Source organism: Dysgonomonas reticulitermitis, assembly GCF_054601275.1.
The window spans coordinates 160,247-184,421 of record NZ_BAAHWU010000005.1 but is presented as its reverse complement, the minus strand read 5'-3'; the positions used below and the strand labels follow the sequence as shown (position 1 = coordinate 184,421).

Genomic DNA, 24,175 nt, shown 5'->3' with positions numbered 1-24,175 from the left:
ATCTGTTTTTCAATTCTCTTATAAACATAAATATCGATTTGCAACACCCAAAAATACAAAAATAAATTTATAATCTATTGATTATATGTGATTTAACTTGGTGTTGCAAAAAAAGTGCGGAAAACAGGAGTAAGCTGCTGAAACTTTTGCCACTTCCACTTGGTCCTTCTAAAGCCAGTTTAATCTTAGCCTGCTTCCTGTGTGATTGTCGTAATTGCATAATTTTTCTTTTTTATGGTTAATAAAAAAGCCCATGACTTTAGTTGTCATAGGCTCGTTACGTTTATGAATATTGTTTATCGTTTGAAAATATTGTAGTCTCTATCGACTAATTGAGAATGCTTGCCTTTTTCTCGAATCGGATATACATCATTTATGCTATCCTTGAAATATATCTTTATATTCTGATGTGGCTTAACTAAGTCTCTAACATCGAAAATGAATCTTTCAACATCTTCTTTTGGGTAAGTCTTGAATCGTTGTAACCCTATCATATACAAGTCGCAGCTACCAATAGTCTTTTCTATCATTTCTAAACTTTTAGGAAATGTAATAATAGGCTCTATTGAAGCAAATGTCATGAAGCCAGCATTCTTTAACTTCCTCATAGCGATAATCCGTTGCTCATTTGTTGCTGCTCCCGGTTCAAGTTCATCATGTCCTGTTAAAGTAAAACCGCAAGCGATTAATTTTTTGTTGATACCTTTTAATTTTAAAAAGCTGTCTACCCAATCAGCTTGTTTGGTCAATATCTTTACAGGTACAAAATAAGATTGAGCAAGGTGAATGGCTCTCAAATTTAACTCCGTAGTTTCAGGAAGAAATGGGTCGCTTACAAAATTTAATAAGAAACCATGTTTTTGAAGTTCTCCAAGATTATCTTCAATATCATCTTCCAAAAAATATATTGCATTATCTTCATCAATAAGCATTTTCTTGAGAATAGGGTAATCCCTGCCAAGAACCTCAGCTCTTTTTCCATGCCGATTGAAACAATATGTACATCGGGCACTGCACCCATTATAAAAATTGCAGGCATATTTAGAATATTCGGCAGCAGGGTTCTCTGCGAGATAAATTGTTGTTGGTATATTTCTTTTCATCTTTTATCTTTTTATTTTGTTATAGAAACCGTGCAAACTGTACAAAGTGGTCAAACCGACATTGCATGCTTTCTATAGTTTGCACAGATTGCATTTATGATTTTTTGTATGTTCCGTAATGAGGTTGAATAAGATAACCTGCCAAAAGTAACTTTTTTAGATATTTATCCACCGTCCTCTCTTCTAATTCAACTTTTTCCTTACCTATTTGTACAGCTAAAGCTCTTTGGAAATCAATATCAGGCAAATTATCATAGAACATTTGTACTTTTTTATCCAACACACTTCCTTTCGTTTTGTCTTTGCCAAGCTTAACAAATGCATATAAAGAATGATGTTTATATGTTTCTGCCAATAAAAATGCTAAATTGAAATCCATATCATTGCAATAGAGGATTCTTCCCTGTTCTATTCTGCCTATATGCCCTTCCCTGATAAAAGTTAGTATCATTGCTATTCTAAACGTAATGACAGCCAAACGTCTGATTATACTTATGCTCTCTTCCTCAAAAAATAATATAAACTCATTCTGCCAGTTCCTGAATCTTGAGTGGAATATTTGTTTCTGTTCATCTGTTAAACTAAATAATTCAGCAATAGACAGATTATTTATTATATCTGATAGTTTTATACTGATTTCTTGAAAAAAATCATCATAGGAGAAGTTATTCATATCAGCTTCCATATTCCAATAAGGTTCTGACCGAAAAGTATATATTATAAAACGGCTGAAAAGTCCATCTTCAGAATTCGGAATTATACCTCTTACCTGACTTGTAGTTCCAGATAAAGCTACAGACAGTCGAGGTGATTTAACTTCAATATATGAACTCGTTTCTTTTTCCTTATCCTTCCTTTTGAGTGATATAGATTCATGATGAAAAGCCTTTCGTAATATATCCGAATATCCACCCCATTCTTGTTTGAAAGAACCAGCCATAGTATCAGCTTCCGACTCAAAAAGAATCCCCACACCTTGACTTAATTCCAATTGCTGATAAAGAGAGGCTGTTGATATATTTGTTGGTATAAATAACAAATTATTTGAGCCTAATTGTTCCCTTCTATAATCATGAAAAGGCATCCCTAATTCTTTCGCATATAATAGACTTCCTTTTCCAGAACCAGCCGGTGCAACGATAAAACAATATAAGTTTGGATAAATTGTTCTGCCTAAATATGTGCCATGTACATGGGATAATAACCCACTTAACACTACAATAGCACCAGTCAGGAAAGTATCACGTTCTCTTTTATCAGAAAATGCAGATGCTGCTTTCTGTAATATAGGAGGCAAATTATCAAACACTTCATCTGGAATATATGGTAACCTCAACCAATCCTCATTATCAAAATGATTGCGAACTTTTAAATTATACATCAAAGCTTTTGTACCATGCTCTTCTTCATATTGTTTATAAACAATTTGCACAATCTCAAAGACAGAAGCATTGTCTTCAATTTTGTATTTATCAGTAATAAACTTGATAGCATCCGATAAAGCTATTCCTGCATAATTACAACCAATTGCAATATTTTTAACAAATTCAATGTGATTATTATTATCATAATTGCCTTTAGCATGAATATGAACAACTACATCAAAAACTGTTTCAAATGTTTCAATTACAATTATTAATTCCGGCTGGGGTTTCTTATTCTTGTAATTCATATCGGCATCAATAATTTTGGTTATTTACTTCTAAGAATCTTTTCAACTCGGCTTCAGTTATATATAACTTTTTTCCGATTTGACTAAAATTCATCTTTCCTTCACTCTTCCACTTAAATAAGGTTCTACGGCTTACATGAAGTTTCTCTTCAAGGTCTGCCATATCATACACCTTATCTTTGTTATCTACTACTCCGCTTCGGAGTTCTTCTAAAAGTGCAAGCGTTTTATCTTGCTTCTTCTTTATTAAATTAAATTCTTCTTCAAGATTCATCTTTTATAGTTTTAATGATTAAAATTCGTTCGTGAACTTGAATGCGAATTTGGGCTTTTTTTAGAGCTAAATATTGAGAATATTTTAAAGGTAGAGAAAGGTAGAGTGTGTATTATGGCAGGATGTTGAATCCTAAACTCTTTTAAAAAGAAACTCTACCTAAAAAAGTTTAGATAAAGTTATATTGGTAGAGAGTAAAATTGTGATATTAATTCAATAATTTGTCGAATGCGGTATTAATCTTGGTCTTGAACTCTTGACTAACGTCATTATCTGCGTTATTCCCTTTGAATGATGATGTTATGGATTTTCCTTCTAAAGTAAAACTATTACTAACAATTTCCCAATTAACTGATTTTCTATTACCTAGCTTTTTAAATAGCTCTCTCATGAAATATCGAAAATAATGCTTAGGCATAATCCAGTTTATCCTTTCATTTGGAGCTTGTCCTCGGAATACTGCATTAAAATAAGGTGTATCATTATAATATTCTTTTAGTTCGGCTTTAAATTGATTAAGTTTTCGTTCGCTACCTCTATAATTCAGGAGGTTCAAAGGTTTTCTGTCGTTAATCTTTTGTCTTGCCTCTATGATATTGGTAATGAAAGCAATGGTGTTTTTTGCTCCCTCAAATAACTGTTGTCGTGTGTTTTCTTTTGATATTACTTCATCACTATCCCAATACCTTTCATCAGGTATAGCTTCGTTTATTTTCTTACGGGTTACAATTTGCAGTGATTGAAGTAAACCTTGCAATTTTGGTATAACCTGTTTGTCTGGGTATCTAAATAATCTTTCGGCTAATGTTTCATCTATATATTCATATTGATATAAATCGAAACCACCTTTTCCTATATTCAAAATATGATAAACATAAGTAGATAGCTCCTGTAATGCTTTATCTAAAGTATCATTAAATTGTTCGTAATAATCTTCCATAGGTAATATTATTTATACAAAAATAATAACTATCTTTGCATAAAGAGGTCTTTCACTGTATTTTATTGAAACACAAAAAGTGTGTTATTCGGTGGACTTCAACGAATCAGGAATTATAAAAGCTTGATATATAACGGAAATTTGAGGGTTGTTCTACTTCCCCCGCTTCCGCAAAAAGCAGCTTTCAGCTGCTTTTTTTGTTTTTTCAAATTCTAAAAATATCTTTGAAGAAATACTTCACTTTCCACCATGCTCCGTATAATTTACGTAATTGGAAACGACGATTGTAGTGGCGCATACTTTTATAGTAAACTTCGCGACGGGCTTGTATGGGATATTTGTCGATAATAGACCAATCCATTACCCCTCCTAAAGGAATTAATTCATTTGTGGACACCGCTTCTGTTTTGTATTTTTTCGAGAGCATAGAGTATATACTCTGGTCGTGACGGTTTTCCTTAAAGCCGGGAAGATTGGGACTTCTCGAGGGCTCATCCGTTATCAGGCTGAAATCATCATCTATAACTTTTAGCCATTCATCAACAAATGTGGTTGAAACCGGCCCTTTTTTCATGAATATAATACCGGCTTCATATTGAGTCGTTTGTGTGATGTCTTTATTATCTCTTACCCCAAAGTAGTCGAATATATCGCCCTTTGTCCATTCATACTCGAAACGCAAACCTTCGGGCATACCGTTATAGTTAACTTCGAAACTCCTAAAACCAAGTATACCTGTCGGGCTTTTTTCCACCATATCATAATATTCAGCCAATCGTCCTATCCCATCCCGATTCAGATAACAACCTACATCGGCATAGAGTAAGATGTCTCCATCCTCCATCGTATCCAGAGTCTTTTTTATCAAAGGCGGCTTCCAACACCAATAACCGTAGCCTTTGGAATAAGGATACATATAACGTCCCCATTTTTTCCAAAATTCGCGGGGTAAGTCTTTTTCCGTATAGGTATATATTTTGTCGAATACCCCCATCGCCTCGGCATTTTTCACAAAACGGGGAAAACCGGGAGATAACAGGGTGTTGCCAAATGTGCATAGTATCTTTTTCATGTAAAGTTGTAGTTAGAGCCTGTCTTTGAACCAATATTTAAAGTTCCACCACCGGCGGTACAGCTTTCTCAGTCGGAACCGATGTTTATAGTGATACCTGCTTGTATAATATTTATCCCTTCTTGCCTGTATTGGGTAATTGTCTAACAGAGTCCAATCTCGTTGAAAGATTTCGTTTGTAGATATTTCCGCTATTCCATATCTTTTCCCCAAGATGGAATATATACTCTGGTCGTGACGGTTTTCTTTAAACCCGGGCAAATTGAGTATGCGCGACGGCGAATCGGTCGCCAAACTGTAATCATCTAAATAAGCCTGATACCAGTCTTTTACAAATTGTATCACTACCGGGCTCTTTTTGAAAAAGATAATAGTTGATTCGAATTGAGGAGTATGGGTATACGACTTATCATTGAGCACATTGTAGTAAGCAAAAACATCCGCCTTTGTCCATTCGTACTCATAGTAAAGCGTTTCAGGCATACCATTATAACTCTGTTCCTGACTTTTTACGCCAAGTATACCGGTCGGAGTATTCTCAACCATCTCGTAATATTCGAGCAGGCGTTTTTTCCCGTTCGGATTGAAGTAGCAGCCAATATCGGAATAAAGGAGTACATCTCCCTCATCCATTTTATCAAGTATCTTTAATATGAAATAGGGTTTCCAGCACCAGTATCCAAATCCACGTGAGTATGGGATCAGATACCGCCCCCACCGTTTATAGAAGTCTTTGCCCAAATCCTTTTCACAGATAGTATATACATCGTCGAATATATCCATACTCTCCGCCATTTTCCTGAACCGGGGAAAACCTTCTGTCAAGTAATAACTTCCAAAGGTGCAGACTGATCTCTTCATATGCTAAGTTTGTATTGCAAATGTAAGGTATTTTCAGATAATTATATTGATATGCAAGAAATAAGTCCTAAGATTATTTCTTTCCGGCTTTCCAATTTTCGAAATCTTTGATGTACCCCCTGCACATCCAGCTGGCAAGAGCCTGCCTGTTGTCCGGAACTAAAAACCTCCGTTGGTCGAATGTGTTCTGAATATTTCCTAATTCGGCAAAAAGACCTATCGGTGCAGTATTATCAAGCACATACAGGTTGCGGGTACTTACAGTTCCGGTAAATCCACGGTTAGGTTGATGCGTATTGTAATGATCGTCGAACGTGTCGCGCACGGTTTTAGCCAGTCTTTTACCTTCCGCACTGTTTTTCGCATGATAAAAAAACACATCCAATTGCTGCTTTTTGCTTCTGCTGTCAAGATGGATGAACACCGCCCTTTGATACTTATCTTTCGATTGCTTGCTCAGACTATTTATTTTTTCACTTCTCTGCGTCAACCGTTTTACCTGATTTATCGGAATCACTTGCCCCATACAGGTTTCCCTGTTACTGTTCGCTAAATACCTGCCATCCCTGATTCCGTCTTTGGCATCCTGAATAATCATGTGTACGGTTGCCCCCTCTTCCATCAGGCAACGGGCCAGACGCAAGGTGATATCATATGCATACTCATCTTCGTGGAGCATACGTCCATCCACTTTAGCCATTGCGCCGGGATCGGGTCCTCCATGTCCGCTGGAAAGGAAAAAAGTCGTTCCTTTTAGTTTGTTCGACTTTATAGTATAATCTTCATGTTTCTTTCCGAAAAGCTTATATGTACGTTTTGCACCTGCCGGCTGAGGGCTTTCTTTGTCAGGTTTAGCTTTTGCATCTACCTTATCTTTTGATTGATTGTTTTCCGGTTTCGATGTAGTATCCGGAAGAATATAAGCGACACCTTTCTTTAATGCATTATTCTTCCCGAACTTTCCTTTATTGAGTTCCATGAAACGGTTGTATTGTTCAGTCCCTGTACATCTATTCCGTTTCAGAAAAGCATACACTCCTTCCCCTTCACGGGGTGTATCTTTTCTGCTTTGTGCGAATGCACCTGTGCTAAATATTATAAATAGAAAAAAATATAAAAGTTGTTTCATAGCGCTTCTTGCTAATCTGCCGGATACAGCAAAGCAGACAGTTACAATTGTAGTTATATAGCAAAAGTAAACAGAATCGTATAAAAAACAAAACCGATACCCCTTAAGGATACCGGTTTTTATATATTTAAGAAACTAATTTCTTATTTTTTGCGTTGAACGCGATTCCATCCGTAAACAGCTTTTTCGCCAAGTTCTTCTTCGATGCGAAGCAATTGGTTGTATTTTGCCATACGGTCTGTGCGGCTAAGCGAACCTGTTTTGATCTGACCTGAATTTGTTGCAACTGCGATATCGGCAATCGTAGCATCTTCAGTTTCACCCGAACGGTGAGAAGTTACGCTTGTATAACCTGCACGGTGAGCCATTTCGATAGCATCCAAAGTTTCAGAAAGCGTACCGATTTGGTTTACTTTGATAAGGATAGAATTGGCACATCCTGTTTCGATACCTTTTTGAAGGAACTCAACGTTTGTTACAAACAAGTCGTCACCAACAAGCTGAACTTTGTCGCCGATAGCTTCAGTCAGTTTTTTCCATCCGTCCCAGTCTCCTTCGTCCATACCGTCTTCAATAGAGTCGATAGGATATTTTTCAGTCAGTTCTTTCAAGAATTTAACCTGATCGGCAGCTTTGCGTTTAGCAGCTTTCTTTCCTTCAAACTTAGTATAGTCGTATATTTTATCTTCTTTGTTAAAGAATTCAGAAGCAGCACAGTCAAGAGCGATAGTTACGTCTTTCCCCGGTTTGTAACCGGCTGCTTTGATAGCTGTAAGGATTGATTCCAAAGCGTCTTCTGTTCCGTCAAGAGCAGGAGCAAAACCACCTTCGTCACCTACTGCGGTACTAAGACCACGGTCGTGAAGAACTTTTTTCAAAGCGTGGAATACTTCAGCACCCATTCTCAAACCTTCTTTGAAAGATTTAGCGCCGATCGGACGGATCATAAATTCCTGGAACGCAATAGGAGCATCGGAGTGAGATCCACCATTGATGATGTTCATCATCGGTACAGGAAGAGTGTAAGTGTTAGTACCACCGATATAACGGTACAAAGGCAATTCCAGATAGTTAGCAGCAGCTTTGGCCACAGCAAGAGACACACCCAGAATAGCATTGGCGCCGAGTTTTGATTTTGTTTTTGTTCCGTCAAGCTTAAGCATAGCATGGTCGATACCTCTTTGGTCAAGAGACGACTCGCCTTCCAATGCCGGAGCTATAATTTTATTTACGTTATCTACGGCTTTAGTTACACCTTTGCCAAGATAGCGCTTTTTATCACCGTCGCGAAGTTCCAAAGCTTCGTTCTCACCGGTAGAGGCACCGGATGGAACAGCAGCGCGTCCCAAGATACCGCATTCAAGCGTTACATCAACTTCAATTGTAGGATTTCCTCTTGAATCCAAGATTTCACGCGCGAAAATTTTCTCGATTCTCATTGTTCTTATTGTTTAAAATATGAAATAATTTATGTCGTTTTTGGTTTGTTAAATCAGACTGGCAAAATTACTTTTTTTTCTTGTATTTAACCAATTTAATGAATGGAAAATATGGCTTTTGTGTTTTTTTATGGAAGTAATATATTCAAAATATCTTCTTCATTTTCGGGCAATTAATATTAATAACGCGAATTGGTATTAGAACAAATGGATTCTTGATAATAATCGCTCCGCCATTGGTAGTGAGACGCCCCCCTTTAATTGCCCCAGAGGACAGGGCTGTTAAGTTCTCCATGTTTTTGGTTGCACTGAATACCCACTGAGGTATATTTTAACTAAAAAGTAACAAACTCCCATAGTACATGACAAAAAATATTTTATATATATTTAAAAGACTTATTATGTTGCCCTTACAGGGCACGATTCCCTAGTCTGTCATCTACCCGGGGTAACACCCCGGGCTGGAATATATCAGGCCTTCAGCCTGTTTCTTTCCTTGATGCCCTGAAGGGGCTACATAATATAGCCCAATGGCAACGCCTTGGGTGGGAAAACGAAATCTCCTGAAACCGCACCCTGTAAGGGCAATATAAGATTTTGCAATATTTTTTGTCATGTACTATGCAAACTCCACACTCATTTTCACATTTTAACTACACTTCGTTCCGTTGAACGTTGTTTCAAATTTGCTAATTTTCAAATTAAAAATTTATCCCCGATAAGCAGGTTGACTATAAAAAATCCGTAGGATTTTCATATCAATAGAAAATCGTATTCCTCTTTTCTACCCGAACGCCGTAGGTGTTCAACCCCTAAGGGGTTGCGATACCGGCCGGTTTACCTCTTCTATTGATATGAATGCCCTAACGGGCAAAAATTACACCCAATTCTACAGTTATCAGTCATCAGTCAACAACTTGCACCTCGTATCTCGTCTACTCGTAACTTTTTAACTAAAATGTAACAAACTTCTACAGTAAACAGTAGTCAGTAGTCAGTCAACAGTTATCAGTTAGCAGTCATCAGTCAACAACTTGTACCTCGTATCTCGTCTACTCGTAACTTTTTAACTAAAATGTAACAAACTTCTACAGTGAACAGTTAGCAGTCAACAGTGAACAACTTGCACCTCATATCTCGTCTACTCGTAACTTTTTAACTAAAAAGTAACAAACTCCACACTCAATTAGCCGTTAGCTTTTAGCCTTTATCGCTTCGCGCCATTGTTAACTGATGACTGTTGACTGTTACTGTCGCTTCGCGCCATTTGCTAATTTTCAAATTCGCTAATTTTCAAATTACCACTATCTATAGATAAAACCAGCGCCGGACAATGTTTCCACCCTGCTGGCGCGGACTTCTAGTCCGTGTCTTGCTCAATAGAGCAAAAGGTTTGCTTCACAACACACAGACGGGACGTCTGCGCGAGCAATGTCTTTCCCACAAAAATAGGTAATCTTATTAACACATTCCTCAATATATCAAAATAATGTTTATCTTTGTCTATTGAATGGATAAACATCAAAGGGTTGGTGTACCCATTCATTTTATATAGTATATAAAGAGACATTTATGATATTATCCTGAATATCGAAATCTGCAAAATTTTAAATGTAGGAAGGATAATAAGCAGAAGTGTCCCATGTCTTATATGGCATGGGACTGTTTGCTTATTCTAACCTACAAGGGCTTTTGCAGACCCTCGATATTTTAGATAAGTTATAACAGTTCCCATGCCTCTTTTATTTATCATAACCTGTTCATTTTGGGGAATGGATGAACACAACAAAACTATTTTTCACTATGAGTATAAAGATTAGTTTAAATGACTTTTTTAAAGATTATCAAAACGATGGTAATCTTTTATCATTTGAGGAAAGGATTGAGGAAATTGAGAAATCTGCTGATTATCCTATTGAACTTGAACAGACTATTACTATAAATAACAGAGAAGAATTAGTATCTGCAATCAAAGAACAATTAAAATTAGATGCATTAATTCTTTCAGAGAAAAAAAAGTTTGAAGAACTTATTAAGAATAGTAATGGAGAAGATAAGTCTGAAGTTATTAAAGAAGCTATTCATGAGTTTATAGAACAACAAACAGGTATTTTTGCTTTAGAGAAATATAAGATGAAGTATATAGAGGAACAGTTTATGGAGTATCTATAATTTATAGTATGAAAAATGGGTGAACTAATCAAGGTTCACCCATTTTGTTTTATCTTTGATGTACAAGAAATTATTTTGGTGTAAACTTGTATATCATTACCTAATTTTATTTTGAGAGTACGGTTTTATTGCTAGAAATAGCACGATAAATAGTAAAGTTGTTTTTGTGTAATACATAAGGTTAACTATTTGGTCTTTAATACAAAAAAAAGAAAATGCAAACCTTGATGTTGAATTTCATGTTAATTTTTATCTGTTTAACTAAGCTTAACGTTTCTCTATTACCCTTTTAGATAATGAACATTCCATTGCTGAGGCTGTCCCAAAAGATAGAATTCCCGTTATTGCGAATGAAACGGAGCCTCTTTTACGTCCCCCGACCTCCATTGGAACTCCCTCCCTTTCGGGATGGCTGGGGTGGGGCCAATGGATTGCTTCGGGTTATCGCCCTTGCAATAGCGGGAGAAAGGGAACAATTATTTTTTTTAGAACTTAATCGTAGATTCTGTTAAGAGGGCACAAAAAAATACTATTTTTGCATAGCAATATAATATAACTTTGCGAGGAACTATCAAAAGATAAAAATCTTAAACAAAAACAATATGAAGAAATTTTTATTCTTAGCCTTTGCTTTCTGTGCGTTGTTAAGCCCATTGGCTTTGTCGGCACAAAAAAAGACACAACCTAAAAAAGCTACGCCCGAACCACTCACACTGAAAACAGAGGCCGATACAATATCCTATGCCTTTGGTGTAATGATGGTAAAAAGCGGTATACAGCCGTATATGATACAAATGGGAGTAGTAGCAGATACTGCTGCTGTAAGATCCGATTACAAGACAAAAATAGAGAAAGAGAATGACGCTGTGAAGAAAGATAAATTAGGGAAAGAACTAGCCTTTAAATTAGACTCTTTGAACAAGTCGAATCTTAAAAATATGGATGAATTTCTTGCCGGATTCAATCAGGCCATGAATCAGAATAAAGACGAGAATGCTTTCGATATTGGGGTGGCTCTGGGCAGTCAGTTTGCTTCTATGTCTGAGAATATAACAAAGGAAATGCTCAGCGGTAACGATGAATTCAATAAACAGGCTTTTGTTGCTGCTTTTACCAGTAGTTTAAAAGACGAAAAGTTATTGATCGAAGACTCTGAAGAGATTGTACAAGCAGCTTCGGAAAAAGCGCGTGAAGCCGCAGAACTGAAAAAAAATGAAGGGTTAAAAGAAGAGTATTCTGAGCAAATAGCAGCAGGTGAAGCTTTTCTTACTGAAAATAAAACGAAAGATGGTGTTGTCACCCTTCCTAGCGGATTGCAATATAAGATAGTGAAAGCAGGAACAGGCGCCGTGCCAAAAGAGAGCGACCGGGTTAAAGTTGACTATGTAGGAACTTTGCTTGATGGAGAGCAATTCGATAGCAGTATCGAGCGTGGCGAACCCGCTGTATTTGGCGTGACACAAGTGATTAAGGGATGGACAGAGGCTTTGTTGCTTATGCCTGTCGGTTCGAAATGGATCATTTATGTGCCTTCGGATTTGGCATACGGAAGCCGTGATACAGGTGCGATCAAACCATATTCAACTTTGATATTCGAAATAGAATTACTAGGGATAGAAGAATAGTTGATAATGATATAAAAATGCAAAAGGATTGGTATTGCACCATACAAAGCAGGAATATATCTGCATAAAGAAATCAAAGCAATCAGAATGCTTAAGACAAAAAGAGGCTGAAAATGAATGAAGAACCGGATTTTTAGTCTATATAATAAAATATTCGTTAGAAATTTAAACAGTTACTTAGAGAACATTTACTAAATTTCATTTGTTATAGATAGTAGTTGCTAATTAAATTTTTATCTATATGTTATTATTGGGTATTTTTATTCTTATAACCATAGTTGTGTTATATATAGCTAGCGTAGTTAAAGTATACAAAACTAGCAAGTCAGGGAATAGAGTAAGTGGATTGTATCTTTTTCTGTTTTTTGTACCTATTATTGGACAAGTCATTATATTACTCTCAGATATAACGGAGAGAAAAACAAAATTCCAAGAAAGGGTTATGTCAAAGTTAGAGATGAAAATGTAAAATCGAGAAAGAGGGCATTTTATACGAGAGGCCGGAAGAAAAATCTTCCGGCCTCTCGTGCTAATATGGGCAAACTTGGTTCGTAAATATAATGCAGGAGGAGTTTAACCAACGATGCCGTAACCGGTAAAGGAGGCTGTGTCAAAAGATAGAACTCCCGTCTTTGCGAGTCGGAACCCAATTTTTTGGGCACAATGTGTATATGACAGAATGCTAAATCGCTACATTTTTGATATGTTGAATATATTTTCATTTCACTCATTATCAACAATATATAAAAATCTGTCATTGGTAGGAGGTGTTAGCCGACGAAGCAATCCAGTAATTTTAATGTAAGCAATAGTTTCAATATTATGAAAATAAACAGCAATGTAACCAGGGCAAACGCATCTAATTAAAAATTAGATGCGTTTGCCCTGCATAAATTCTTTGTTTTTATATAAAATCCGGTACATTTTTCTATAAGAGTTTATTTAATGCAAATCAGCAGTTAATTCCCATCGCTGGTACGGATATTCATCCGAGCCATCAGGGGTGAGTGGTGGCATTTTAACGCCGTAGCATTAAATGAAGCTAGAAGATCGTACAACGTAATAAAGTAACATTTCTATTCTTCGGTATTTTCCCCATAATGTTCGTAATAAGAACAATGCCGGAGGGATGGTACTATCAGTTTGAATGATTTTTCTAATATTCTTACGCCTGCACGGAAATCATCTATATTGAAATCTATAATTAGTCGTCCCTTAAAAAGTATGAATACTTTTTAAGGGACGACTAATTAGTTTTAATAAATAGATTAATAAAAAAATATGAGTGCTTCCTAGTGAGAATGTTTTTCAGAAGCAAAGATATATAAAAAAAAGTAAACGATATCGCAATTATGATGAACTCTTTGTGTCATTTATGTAACGATTTGGCTCTTTTTGTTTAAAATGTCCTCACCGGATACATATTGCCTTTGTAGCTTTTCAAAATAGCACGGGTAGAACCTATATTTAATTTTGAGTCCAGACGTACAGGCAATCGATTGTTATCGTTTGTGATATAGACCTTCATCGCCTCTTTTTTATCACTAAAGGCATCGTCCATAATGCTTAATGTGAGTTTGATGCAGCTGTATTTTTTATCGTCGTTGGCTTCAACGGTTTCTATTCCTCCATATTCAATAATCATGCTTACTTTTTTTCTACCCGAAATGAAATCAGCTTTGGATGTATCGCCCTTTTTCATTCCTGTATAGTTCAATGCACGTGCATAGAAAACGACACTCATCATATCGTATATGCATGTATTTGACTTGATTGTTTCTTCAAATCGGAACTCCCCGTTCTTTACCCTTCTTGTATTTAAAGAAATGCCTTGACTGCCATATGTGTATATCACTCTTTCTATTGTATGGCTTTTCCCTTCCCGTGCATTCTTGAGATATGCCAAGGGTACAATATCTTTGGTTGTATAACAGGTCAGCGTGTCGTTCAGGCTGAATAGTTTACGTGCAGCTCCCGAAGATTCCGCCAATAATGTCATTTTATATGCATCGGTATTATTAAATTTTTCAGCTACTGTTTTCAGTGACGAAGTGCCGGCTTTGGTATTTATCAATCCGTATTTATAGTAAAGGTCATATGTCAACACTTCTCCTGCCTGGAAGTAGGTATTGTTTATTTTACATTGAGCTCCGGCATTCAGGCTGAAGAGGACTGAAACTATAAACGCAATCCATGTATATTTTTTCATCATCAGTTCTGTTTAATAAACAACAAGTTAGTACTGAGGCTGACTTCCCACATTGCTGTTTAAGTTATTATTATTTATGTTGTTTTGATTACTACTCCTCTCTCTATCTTGGTTGTTTTTAGCCTCTCTTTCTTCAAGTTGCTTTCTTCGGGCTTCCTTATCCTTTGGCTTTTGTTTTGTTATATCCAACGGCTTCTGATTTGCTAAAGTCGATATATCCACTTTCCAGGGCGGGCTGTTTTCTTCGTGTTCGAAGTTGGCCTTTATTTCCAGCGCTTTTGGTAGATAACATACCATCTCAGGTTGCAGGTCTTTACTAAAGTCTCCGGTATCCCACACCCCGTTATTATTTGCATCTAATATAATCCGCGCATAATAAGTGCCCGGATTTACATCTCTGAAAACAGCGACATTATCTATGACCCGTGCTTTTCGAATAGGTTTATCCGATTTATCTAAAAGTTCTATAAAAGAATGGATACTATCTACTCCCTCTACCCAGATAGCTTGTTGTCCATACTCATCTTCATTTTTTACCTTGAACTTCTGATCCAGCTTATTATTCCAAAGCGCGTATATGCTGTGAACCGAGGCGGAATCTATTTTTATCCTGTATTCGGTACCGTATTTCCATTTATGTTTTATAGAAAACCTACGTGGATTGACTGAATCTGTCAGTAGTTCGAATGGAATATCCGTAGACAGGCTGTCTTTTATCTGTTGGAGAAGAATCTTGCTTTTCAGAGAGTCTTCGATTGGTTCTGCAAACTCCAATTCTATATTTTTATATGTGTCCCACGAAGAGGATAGATTTTGTTTAATTTCGAGGAATGTAATAGCGGGTTCTTCGCCCTCCTTCTTTTTTTTCTTTTCTTCTTTTTCTTCTTTTTCTTCTTTCTTTGTATCTTTTCGACGCATTCTGTCTACAAACTTGAGAGTGTCTGTGACAGGTATATCTTGGTTCAGAGAGTCTGTTTTCAGATATGTGACCTGCAAAGCGATGGTATCCATCGCATTTATATCCTTGTCTTTTATCCAATAAATGAGCGTGTCGTTTTTCGGATACTTTTCAAGGATAGTCCAGTCTTTATCTTTTTCAAAATTCAGAGGTTCTATTTTGGGCATTGGGGTTGGGGCACCAAAGAATACAAATAATTGGTTGCCTTTACGTTCATGACTTTGTAAGAATTTTCGTTGAAACGAGGATTTGAACGATCTTAACACAATATTATCGGGTAAAAAACGGGTATACTGTATTGTCTTGACCGTATCTATTATTCTGGGCGCATCGGCAGGTTCGTTTCCTTTCTTTATCTGAAAAACAGTATCGTTGCGGGTAGCGGCTTCTGACGTTGGTTCGATGATGGCATCCATGAAAGCGACAGGACGAGTCGGATCAATATACATATAGTCCCTGTTAGGATCGTCCAAAGCATATATTTTGTATCTGCCGGGCGCTACACCTCTGATGGTGAAAAATCCACCCTCATTCGTCCGGGAAATACGTTCGAACCGGATTTTTGTAAAGGCTGTATCGCTCATGTTTGAGTGTAAACCTACATATATACCTTTAATAGGTTCCAGATTGTGAGCTGCAAGTACTTTCCCCGATATAGCAAGCGAATCGACAACATCGCCTGTGGAAAACGAATAAGAGAAATTTTCCAATGGATTCCCTTCGTTGTTGTCAACTACTGCATCTGTAAAATCGATGGTGTAAGTCGTATTAGCCATCAATGTGTCTTTCAGTTTTACCGTTATTTTTCGATTGATAGCCTGTATGATGGGGAACGCTTTCTGCGGAGGAGTAATAATTACATTCTCTGAAGGATCTTTTATAGTTACGTTCTCATCAAATTCAATAACTATTTCTCCTTTGGTCACTTTTATGGAGTTTAACCCCGGAGAGCTTCTTACCACTTTAGGCGGATCCAGATCAACATCCCCGCCTGTGGGCGTTGCCATGTTGGCGCAGGCTGCAACCAATAATGCAACAGATACTGTGACTAAAGACAGGATAATATGTTTCCTTGCAAACTGTAGCATCTTCTTGTTTTAAGAATTTATCGCAAAAATACGATGTTTTATATATAAATTCATTGAGAAGTATATAAAATACTTTAATATACGGTTATCTTCTGATAGAATCCTTTAATACGATGAGGCTTTCATTGCCCATATTGAAGAGCAAGTCGATAATACTCATATTTTCTATAAAGCCGAATTTCTGATCAAAAACCTGATAATATGGACCGGGGCAAAAGTCCGGATCTGTTTTCCAATCTTTTTTAGGGTGGATGGCTTCGCGCATATCTACCTCCCCATCAGAGAAATTAGCTTTATAATTATCTGTAAAAATTATATCGGAAGCATCTATATTTAAAAGGTTGAGAACCAAAGAGTGTAACCCGGCATTGAAATCAAATAGAAAGTTTGTCTTTTTATGAAAAAACGGACGGAAATCATCTTCATAAAATTCAAAAAACGGACTTGAATTGTAGGCTGAAACAATCGCATTCCAGTGCATATGCTGCCAATTACCATGTTCCGCGATGCGGATATCCCTTGTCATCGTTTTTTCAGATGACGAATGTACTACGGGTATGGATAATGATATAGGCCCATTTGCCGAAACAATGGAGCAACGGTTCCGGTAGGTTTGCTTTACATAATTGTCATTTTGCTCGATGACTACCTTCCGGTCTGATATAAATTTAGTATAATATTGTACAGGAGCCAGATAGGCCGATGTAAGATATATTGCCATAGTCTTATTTGATTGTTGAAAAGCTTCGGCCTTTAGCAGGACTATACCAGATAAAATGAGCTTTGCCAATAATATTTTTAAATGGTATAAAACCTAATGAGCGTGAATCGGAAGAGTTCAATGTGTTATCGGACAACATCCAGTAGTAGTTGTCTGTAAATGTATAATGTTTCTGTTCCTCACCGGATATATACAGCTTATTGTCCATTATCTTAGCCTTCGAGCCCTTTTCCATCAATATAATCTGTTTGTATATTGCGATGGTTTCAGTATTCAGATTTATTATTTTGCCTTTGGCCGGAATCAGGAATTTATAATTACTTACAGTATCGATTAGCGTTGCTATCTGCATTGAGTCCGGCAAGCTTTTATTCAAGATGAACGCATCCAGCTTGTTTAGACATAAAAATACGGTATCTGCTTGCACTCTTGGTGAGGATATGGATATCTCCGGTTCTTTTATTATCTCAGTCAGGTTCTTTCTATCCGGTGTTTTAATGAAATATTCGCTTGTCACATCAGGAGAGCAGACGTAATCTCTTTCGTTTATCCTGAATATTCCATCTTTTACATGGATACTATCTCCGGGTAACGCGACACACCGGCTTAGCAATAATTCTCGCTTGTCGAGAGGTTTTAATGTGTCTAATGGATTATTGAATAAGACAATATCGTTGCGTTTTACGCTGCTTTCAAATATTCGTTTGTACGGCAATTCTATAACACCGGAATATTTATCGAAAGTGAAAGGAACCGTAAGTATTGTTATTGGCATACGGATACCATAAGCCGTTTTGTCGATCAGTATTCTTTCCCCGCTGACAAGGGCTGTTTCCATTTGCGCCGATGAAACGGTATAAGGCTCAATAAAAAAAGTGCGTATACAAAAGATAATGAGCAAAGTGATTAATATCACCTTGCCCAAAAAAAGATATATGTTTTTTTTCTTTGAAGACATGTTTCAATCCCCAAAATAATTAGGTTATTTTTTATTCCCCGAAGTGAAAAGCCGTCCCCAACGTATTTTTCCGCTAAACCATCCTTTGTCTTTATCCAAAGACAACCAGATAAATAGAGGCTTACCCACAATGTGATCTTCAGGAACGAAGCCCCATGCACGAGAGTCGGCAGAATTGTCGCGATTGTCGCCCATCATAAAGTAATAGTCGAACTTGAATGTATACGCATCGGCTTGCTGCCCATTGATGTATACTTTTCCGCCTTTATATTCAAAACTGTTATGTTCGTAGTTCTTTATACAACGGCTATAGGCAGCTACTTTATAGTCTACATTCGTATCGAATTTGATAGTTGAACCTTTGGCCGGAATCCATAGGGCTGGAAAGTCACCAGCATAAGATGGTTGATCGTAAGTGATAGGGTATTGCTCTCGTTGAATAGGGATCTTATTCTGGAATATAGCCCAATTTTTCAAATATTCATTTTGTTTTATAATTTTCAGCACAAATGACTTTTTCTTCAATATTTCTACTTTATCCTTGGTTAAAAATACGTATTCATATAAAATACTAGGATTGCCATTCGTTGGCGCTAATCCTATTGCGCTTAACTGAGCAGAGTCCATCTGGCTAATCTCTTGCGATCCTCTTGAAGCCATATCTTCCGAGCTAATTTTCAATTCGTCTATCCATACATTATCCGAAATGAAGGTTCCATTCGTTTGTACCACATAGGCCAACTGTTCATTTTCAGGATTTGCTATAGCTTTACCATCGATAAAGACAGTGTCGTTCCTCATCGAAACAGTTTCTCCCGGAAGGCCGACGCAACGTTTTACGTAATTCTCGCGCCTGTCTACCGGACGATAAACAATCTCTCCATAGATATCTTTCCTCGACCAAACATAGCTTCTTCCACCTTCCGACTGTGCTTCTTTACATAGTGCATAATAGTCCCGGTTTTGAATATTGGTAGCAACTGTATCTCCCGAAGGATAATTGAATACAACTATATCGTTACGAGTGATTACACCTGTTCCTTTGAAGCGTTTATATTCCAGTTGAGGATTTTCCAGATAAGATTTGATGTTCAATCCCGGAAATGTATGCTGCATCAGTGGTAAAGAGAACGGAGTCATAGGGGAACGCGCCCCATAGCTAACCTTGCTTACACAAAGGAAATCTCCTACCAGTAATGATTTTTCGAGAGAGGATGATGGTATCTGATAGTTTTGGAAAAAGAACGTATTGATAAACCATACTCCTATCAAAGCAAAGAGAATAGCGTCGACCCAATCCAGAATACTTCTCACTTTAGGATTTTTGGCTTCACGCCAAGCTCCCCAACGGATGAATTTTGTGATATAAATATCTATGAATACCGGGATAAGTATCAATACACCCCAATATCCTGTCCAGAGAACAAACCAGATGCAGAAAGCACAAATCAGGACGGCGTATATCCATTGTCTGATTCCCGGCTTCTTTTTTTCACTTTTGTTGTTATCTTGTTTTGCTGTATTTTTTTCCATATTGCGATTTAAAATTTAAGCAAGTCATTCATTCCCAAAAATCCTTTTTTACCTTTTGTAAATTCGGCGGCTATCACAGCTCCTAAGGCAAGGCCTTTCCGGTTTTTGGCATCATGTTTTATACTGATTATATCGGCCTCCGATTCATATACAATCTCGTGAATACCGGGAACTTCTCCTTCGCGTACAGAATGAATAACCAGATCGGTATTCTTTTCTTCTTTTTCCGGATTCCAGTGATTTTTCCTATCTATATTCTCAATAATGCCTTCTGCTAAAGTGATAGCTGTACCACTCGGTGCATCCAGTTTATGAATATGATGGATCTCTTCTATATTTACATTATAGTCCGGATAATCATTCATCATACGGGCAAGATATTTATTCAGGACAAAGAATATATTTACCCCCAGACTGTAATTGGATGCATAGAAGAAGGTTTGATTGTTTTCCTCACAGGCCTTTTTTACTTCATCCATATGCTCCAGCCACCCTGTTGTTCCGGCTACTACAGGAACGTTGGCCGCAAAGCATCGTCTGTAGTTGCTTAATGCACTGACAGGAATAGAAAACTCAATGGCGACATCCGCGCTTTTAAATGCGGGAGAATCAAACTCATCCGTGTTACTTACATCTATGATTGCTACAATATTATGGCCTCTTTCTTTGGCAATCTTTTCTATTTCATGCCCCATTTTACCGTATCCGATAAGTGCTATATTCATATCTGGCGTTCGTTTCTAAGTGATTAAAGCCTACAAATATATAAAAAAACTATTTTGAGAAGCCTTCTTTCCAGATTATAAGTTTAAAGAATAGCTATAAAATCACGAAAGTGAGTTTGTTTTAGAATTATTTTAGATTTGAATATCATTAAGAACCTGTTTAAAATTTACATCATTCATTTTTATCGGTTAATTAAACTTATATATTGCCAAACAACACATTTAATTTAGCTTAAAATGCTTTGAATTTCAATTATTTTTTCCTAATATTGAAGAGAATTGGTCATGGGGTTCATGGTCAATAGTTTTTTATTCAAATCTAATATAAAAACATATAGAAATATTACTAACCTTTTAAAAATCTTTACAGTATGAGTGAAAAGTCTGTTTATGTCTTTGGCGGTAACGCTACCGAGGGAAACGCAAAAATGAAGGAATTGTTAGGAGGAAAAGGCGCTAATCTGGCCGAAATGAGCTTGATGGGAATACCTGTACCTCCGGGTTTTACAATTACAACTGAAGTTTGTAACATGTTCTATAAAGAAGGAAAAGAAAATGTTATTAAACTTCTTACACAGGATGTGAAAAATGCAATACGGCATATCGAACAGACTGTAGACGGCCCTAAGTTCGGAGACAAAAATTACCCTCTTTTAGTTTCGGTCCGCTCGGGAGCAAGAGCCTCGATGCCCGGAATGATGGACACTATATTAAATCTGGGAATGAATGACGAAGCCGTAGAAGCTATGGCTCGCAAATCAAACGCCCCTCGCTTTGCTTGGGATTCTTACCGGCGTTTTATACAGATGTATGGAGACGTGGTTATGGGATTGAAACCTCAGGAAAAAGACGACGCGGACGTTTTTGAAGAAATAATAGAAGATCTGAAAGAAGAAAAGGGTATCCATCTGGACTCTGAATTTACTACTGAATGTTTACAAGAGTTAGTAAAAAGATTTAAAGCTATCATTAAAGATAAGACCGGAAAAGATTTCCCTACAGATCCGTGGGAACAACTTTGGAATGCCATCATGGCTGTATTTGAAAGCTGGATGAACGACCGGGCTATATTCTACCGCAAATTGAACAACATTCCTGCCGAATGGGGAACTGCTGTCAATGTACAGGCAATGGTATTCGGCAATATGAATGATAATTCGGGATCAGGTGTAGCCTTCACCCGTAACTCGGCAACAGGAGAAAACTGCTTCAATGGAGAATTTCTCATCAATGCACAGGGTGAGGATGTTGTAGCCGGAACACGCACTCCTCAACAGATCACACTAAAAGGATCTAAAGAGTGGGCTGAACAACAAGGTTTGACAGAGGAAGATAGAAAAGTAAAAGGACTTTCTTTGGAAGAAGTTATGCCGGAAACATACAAACAACTGAATGAAATCCAGAAAAAACTGGAATCACACTATAAAGATATGCAAGATCTTGAATTCACTATTCAAGACGGCAAATTATGGCTGTTACAAACCCGTAGTGGAAAACGCACAGGCGCTGCGGCCGTAAAAATTGCTATCGATTTGTTGAATGAAGGTGCGATACCGGAAGAAGAAGCTATACTACGGGTAGAACCTCAGAAAATAGATGAATTGCTACACCCTGTTTTTGAAACAAAAGCATTAAAACAGGCAACAGTTATAGCAAAAGGCCTGCCGGCTTCACCGGGTGCTGCCACAGGACAAATCGTATTCTTTGCCGATGACGCGGAATGGCAAACAAGCCACAGCAAAGGGAAAAAATTAATCCTTGTCCGTATTGAAACATCAGCCGAAGACCTGAAAGGAATGGCGGTAGCAGAAGGTATTCTTACAGCCCGGGGCGGTATGACATCGCATGCGGCGGTAGTTGCACGCGGTATGGGCAAATGCTGCGTATCGGGAGTATCCGACCTCCGTATCAATTACAAAATGCGGGCACTTGAAGTGAACGGAATGGCATATCGTGAAGGCGACTGGATTTCTATCAACGGCACCACCGGAGAAGTTTACGACGGAAAAGTTGCAACACAAGAGCCTGAAATGAGCGAAGACTTTGCAACCTTAATGAAACTTACAGACAAATACACCCGCCTGAAAGTAAGGGCAAACGCCGACACTCCACACGATGCGGAGGTGGCACGCAACTTTGGCGCTATAGGCATAGGCCTTTGCCGTACTGAGCATATGTTCTTTGAAGGAGATAAGATCATTGCCATGCGCGAAATGATCCTTGCAGATACGACAGAAGAACGCAAAGAAGCTTTGAAAAAATTGCTTCCTTTACAGCAGAAAGACTTTGAAGGTATATTTACCGCCATGCAAGGACTTCCTGTTACAGTTCGTTTCCTTGACCCGCCATTGCATGAGTTCCTGCCTCAGGACATCAAGGGTATCGAAGAAATGACCGAAGCAATGCATATTTCGGAAAGTAAGGTTAAACAAAAGATCAACTCCCTGCACGAAATGAACCCGATGCTCGGACACCGTGGTTGCCGTTTAGCCAATACATATCCCGAAATTTCAGAAATGCAGACCCGTGCCATCCTACAAGCTGCATTGGCACTGAAGAAGAAAGGTATCGAAGCACATCCTGAAATCATGGTTCCGCTGACTACCAGTTTGAGTGAAATGAAATATCAGGAAAACATCATTCGCGAAACGGCTGAACAAGTATTTGCCGAAATGGGCGATCGCATTAAATACGAAGTGGGCACCATGGTGGAAACACCTCGCGCAACTATTACTGCGGACAAGCTGGCCGAATCTGCTGAATTCTTCTCATTGGGAACAAACGACCTTACTCAGATGACATTTGGATTCTCCCGCGACGACGTTGGTAAATTCCTTCCTGTCTATCTGGAAAAAGGCATCCTAAAAGACGACCCATTCCAAACGATAGACCGCGAGGGTGTGGGCGAATTGGTGAAATCTGCCGTAACCAAAGGCCGTCAAACACGTCCGAATATGAAAGTCGGTATCTGCGGAGAGCATGGAGGTGAACCCGCTTCAATCGAGTTCTGCCATTGCGTAGGACTGAACTATGTAAGCTGTTCGCCTTACCGTGTGCCTATCGCACGCCTATCGGCAGCGCAAGCGGCAATCAGATTTAAATAATCCTAAATAAATAAACGGCTGTAATGAAGAAAACATTGCAGCCGTTTTTGTTATATAACATTCTGAATCTACTCTGATTCCTTCACCCAATCAAACTTCAGGTAAGGAATCACTGTTTGCGATATTTTTGTAATATACGGGTAAGTATATGAATTTTCGCGTATATCTTCTTTTATATAGACTTTATTTTGATCGAATTCCACGAGAAGATTCAACAAAATACTAAATATTACAATCCATTTAGCACAACAAAAGACAGCTCCTCCCAAGCGATTTAAAAAGCCAATCTGTAAAGCCTCCACAAATGATTCGATAAGTTTTCCCGCAAAAAACAATCCCACAAGGATAGCTACAAAAGCGATAATATAGGATAACGGTCCAATAATATGAGGCGAGGCATCGGTAAATTGAATAAGTCTGGGTGCGATCAACGCTGAAAGCTGTCCCGCAAAAATAGCTCCCAGCACTATACCGGCAAGGGATGCGATTTGCATCACAAGCCCCGAAAAAAAACCCTTACCCAGAGTTACGAGAACAAGTATTATAACAACCAAATCGAACCAATTCATAAGAAATAAACTATCTATAAACA

At 37.7% G+C, this 24,175-nt stretch carries 19 protein-coding genes and 1 pseudogene; 3 read left to right on the top strand and 17 right to left on the bottom strand.

Annotation, left to right across the window (positions count from 1 at the left end; genetic code table 11):
* Window positions 1-124: 124 nt before the first annotated feature.
* From ACYPZI_RS04595 to ACYPZI_RS04550, 10 genes and pseudogenes are all read right to left on the bottom strand, one after another.
* A pseudogene (locus tag ACYPZI_RS04595) lies at window positions 125-223 on the bottom strand (AAA family ATPase); the annotation flags it as partial.
* A 73-nt stretch (window positions 224-296) separates the two neighbouring features.
* Window positions 297-1,103, bottom strand: a complete 807-nt coding sequence (locus ACYPZI_RS04590) for a radical SAM family protein (RefSeq protein ID WP_459599072.1) — start codon at window positions 1,101-1,103, stop codon at window positions 297-299.
* Between the two features lie 94 nt (window positions 1,104-1,197).
* Window positions 1,198-2,775 (bottom strand): DUF3987 domain-containing protein, encoded by a 1,578-nt coding sequence (locus ACYPZI_RS04585; RefSeq protein WP_459599071.1) that lies wholly within the window; start codon window positions 2,773-2,775, stop codon window positions 1,198-1,200.
* Window positions 2,776-2,782: 7 nt separating this feature from the next.
* Entirely contained in the window at window positions 2,783-3,049 is a 267-nt protein-coding gene (locus tag ACYPZI_RS04580; protein WP_459599069.1) for a helix-turn-helix domain-containing protein, read from the bottom strand.
* 208 nt (window positions 3,050-3,257) lie between these two features.
* On the bottom strand, window positions 3,258-3,989 hold the full coding sequence (locus ACYPZI_RS04575; RefSeq protein ID WP_459599067.1) for a hypothetical protein: 732 nt from the start codon (window positions 3,987-3,989) through the stop codon (window positions 3,258-3,260).
* 205 nt (window positions 3,990-4,194) lie between these two features.
* Entirely contained in the window at window positions 4,195-5,061 is an 867-nt protein-coding gene (locus tag ACYPZI_RS04570) for a hypothetical protein (protein ID WP_459599065.1), read from the bottom strand.
* A 12-nt stretch (window positions 5,062-5,073) separates the two neighbouring features.
* A complete protein-coding gene (locus ACYPZI_RS04565) occupies window positions 5,074-5,922 on the bottom strand; it encodes a hypothetical protein (protein ID WP_459599063.1) in 849 nt (282 codons plus the stop codon).
* A 73-nt stretch (window positions 5,923-5,995) separates the two neighbouring features.
* Window positions 5,996-7,051: an N-acetylmuramoyl-L-alanine amidase family protein gene (locus ACYPZI_RS04560; protein WP_459599061.1), complete on the bottom strand. Its 1,056-nt coding sequence runs from the start codon at window positions 7,049-7,051 to the stop codon at window positions 5,996-5,998.
* Between the two features lie 143 nt (window positions 7,052-7,194).
* Window positions 7,195-8,490 (bottom strand): phosphopyruvate hydratase, encoded by a 1,296-nt coding sequence (gene eno / locus ACYPZI_RS04555; RefSeq protein WP_459599059.1) that lies wholly within the window; start codon window positions 8,488-8,490, stop codon window positions 7,195-7,197.
* 439 nt (window positions 8,491-8,929) lie between these two features.
* A complete protein-coding gene (locus tag ACYPZI_RS04550) occupies window positions 8,930-9,106 on the bottom strand; it encodes a hypothetical protein (RefSeq protein ID WP_459599057.1) in 177 nt (58 codons plus the stop codon).
* A gap of 1,187 nt (window positions 9,107-10,293) precedes the next feature.
* Between ACYPZI_RS04550 and ACYPZI_RS04545 the strand changes: the two genes are divergently transcribed.
* Entirely contained in the window at window positions 10,294-10,662 is a 369-nt protein-coding gene (locus ACYPZI_RS04545) for a hypothetical protein (RefSeq protein ID WP_459599055.1), read from the top strand.
* Between the two features lie 602 nt (window positions 10,663-11,264).
* Entirely contained in the window at window positions 11,265-12,287 is a 1,023-nt protein-coding gene (locus ACYPZI_RS04540) for an FKBP-type peptidyl-prolyl cis-trans isomerase (RefSeq protein WP_459599053.1), read from the top strand.
* Between the two features lie 1,399 nt (window positions 12,288-13,686).
* On the opposite strand, the gene ACYPZI_RS04535 is transcribed toward ACYPZI_RS04540, so the two are convergent.
* The 6 genes from ACYPZI_RS04535 to dapB form a co-directional block, all read right to left on the bottom strand.
* The gene (locus ACYPZI_RS04535) at window positions 13,687-14,499 is read right to left on the bottom strand and encodes a DUF3108 domain-containing protein (protein ID WP_459599051.1); all 813 of its coding nucleotides are present in this window, start codon (window positions 14,497-14,499) and stop codon (window positions 13,687-13,689) included.
* A gap of 24 nt (window positions 14,500-14,523) precedes the next feature.
* Window positions 14,524-16,542, bottom strand: a complete 2,019-nt coding sequence (locus ACYPZI_RS04530; RefSeq protein WP_459599049.1) for an Ig-like domain-containing protein — start codon at window positions 16,540-16,542, stop codon at window positions 14,524-14,526.
* Window positions 16,543-16,627: 85 nt separating this feature from the next.
* A complete protein-coding gene (locus tag ACYPZI_RS04525; RefSeq protein ID WP_459599047.1) occupies window positions 16,628-17,263 on the bottom strand; it encodes a WbqC family protein in 636 nt (211 codons plus the stop codon).
* A gap of 4 nt (window positions 17,264-17,267) precedes the next feature.
* On the bottom strand, window positions 17,268-18,221 hold the full coding sequence (gene lepB, locus ACYPZI_RS04520) for a signal peptidase I (RefSeq protein WP_459599045.1): 954 nt from the start codon (window positions 18,219-18,221) through the stop codon (window positions 17,268-17,270).
* A 24-nt stretch (window positions 18,222-18,245) separates the two neighbouring features.
* Window positions 18,246-19,754 (bottom strand): signal peptidase I, encoded by a 1,509-nt coding sequence (gene lepB, locus ACYPZI_RS04515; protein WP_459599043.1) that lies wholly within the window; start codon window positions 19,752-19,754, stop codon window positions 18,246-18,248.
* A gap of 8 nt (window positions 19,755-19,762) precedes the next feature.
* Entirely contained in the window at window positions 19,763-20,479 is a 717-nt protein-coding gene (gene dapB, locus ACYPZI_RS04510) for a 4-hydroxy-tetrahydrodipicolinate reductase (RefSeq protein WP_459599041.1), read from the bottom strand.
* Window positions 20,480-20,850: 371 nt separating this feature from the next.
* Between dapB and ppdK the strand changes: the two genes are divergently transcribed.
* On the top strand, window positions 20,851-23,583 hold the full coding sequence (ppdK, locus tag ACYPZI_RS04505; RefSeq protein ID WP_459599039.1) for a pyruvate, phosphate dikinase: 2,733 nt from the start codon (window positions 20,851-20,853) through the stop codon (window positions 23,581-23,583).
* Window positions 23,584-23,651: 68 nt separating this feature from the next.
* Here the strand turns inward: ppdK and ACYPZI_RS04500 are convergent, their stop codons facing one another.
* Window positions 23,652-24,152 carry a CvpA family protein gene (locus ACYPZI_RS04500; RefSeq protein WP_459599037.1) on the bottom strand — a complete coding sequence of 167 codons (501 nt, stop codon included), beginning with the start codon at window positions 24,150-24,152 and terminating at the stop codon, window positions 23,652-23,654.
* Between the last annotated feature and the right edge of the window lie 23 nt (window positions 24,153-24,175).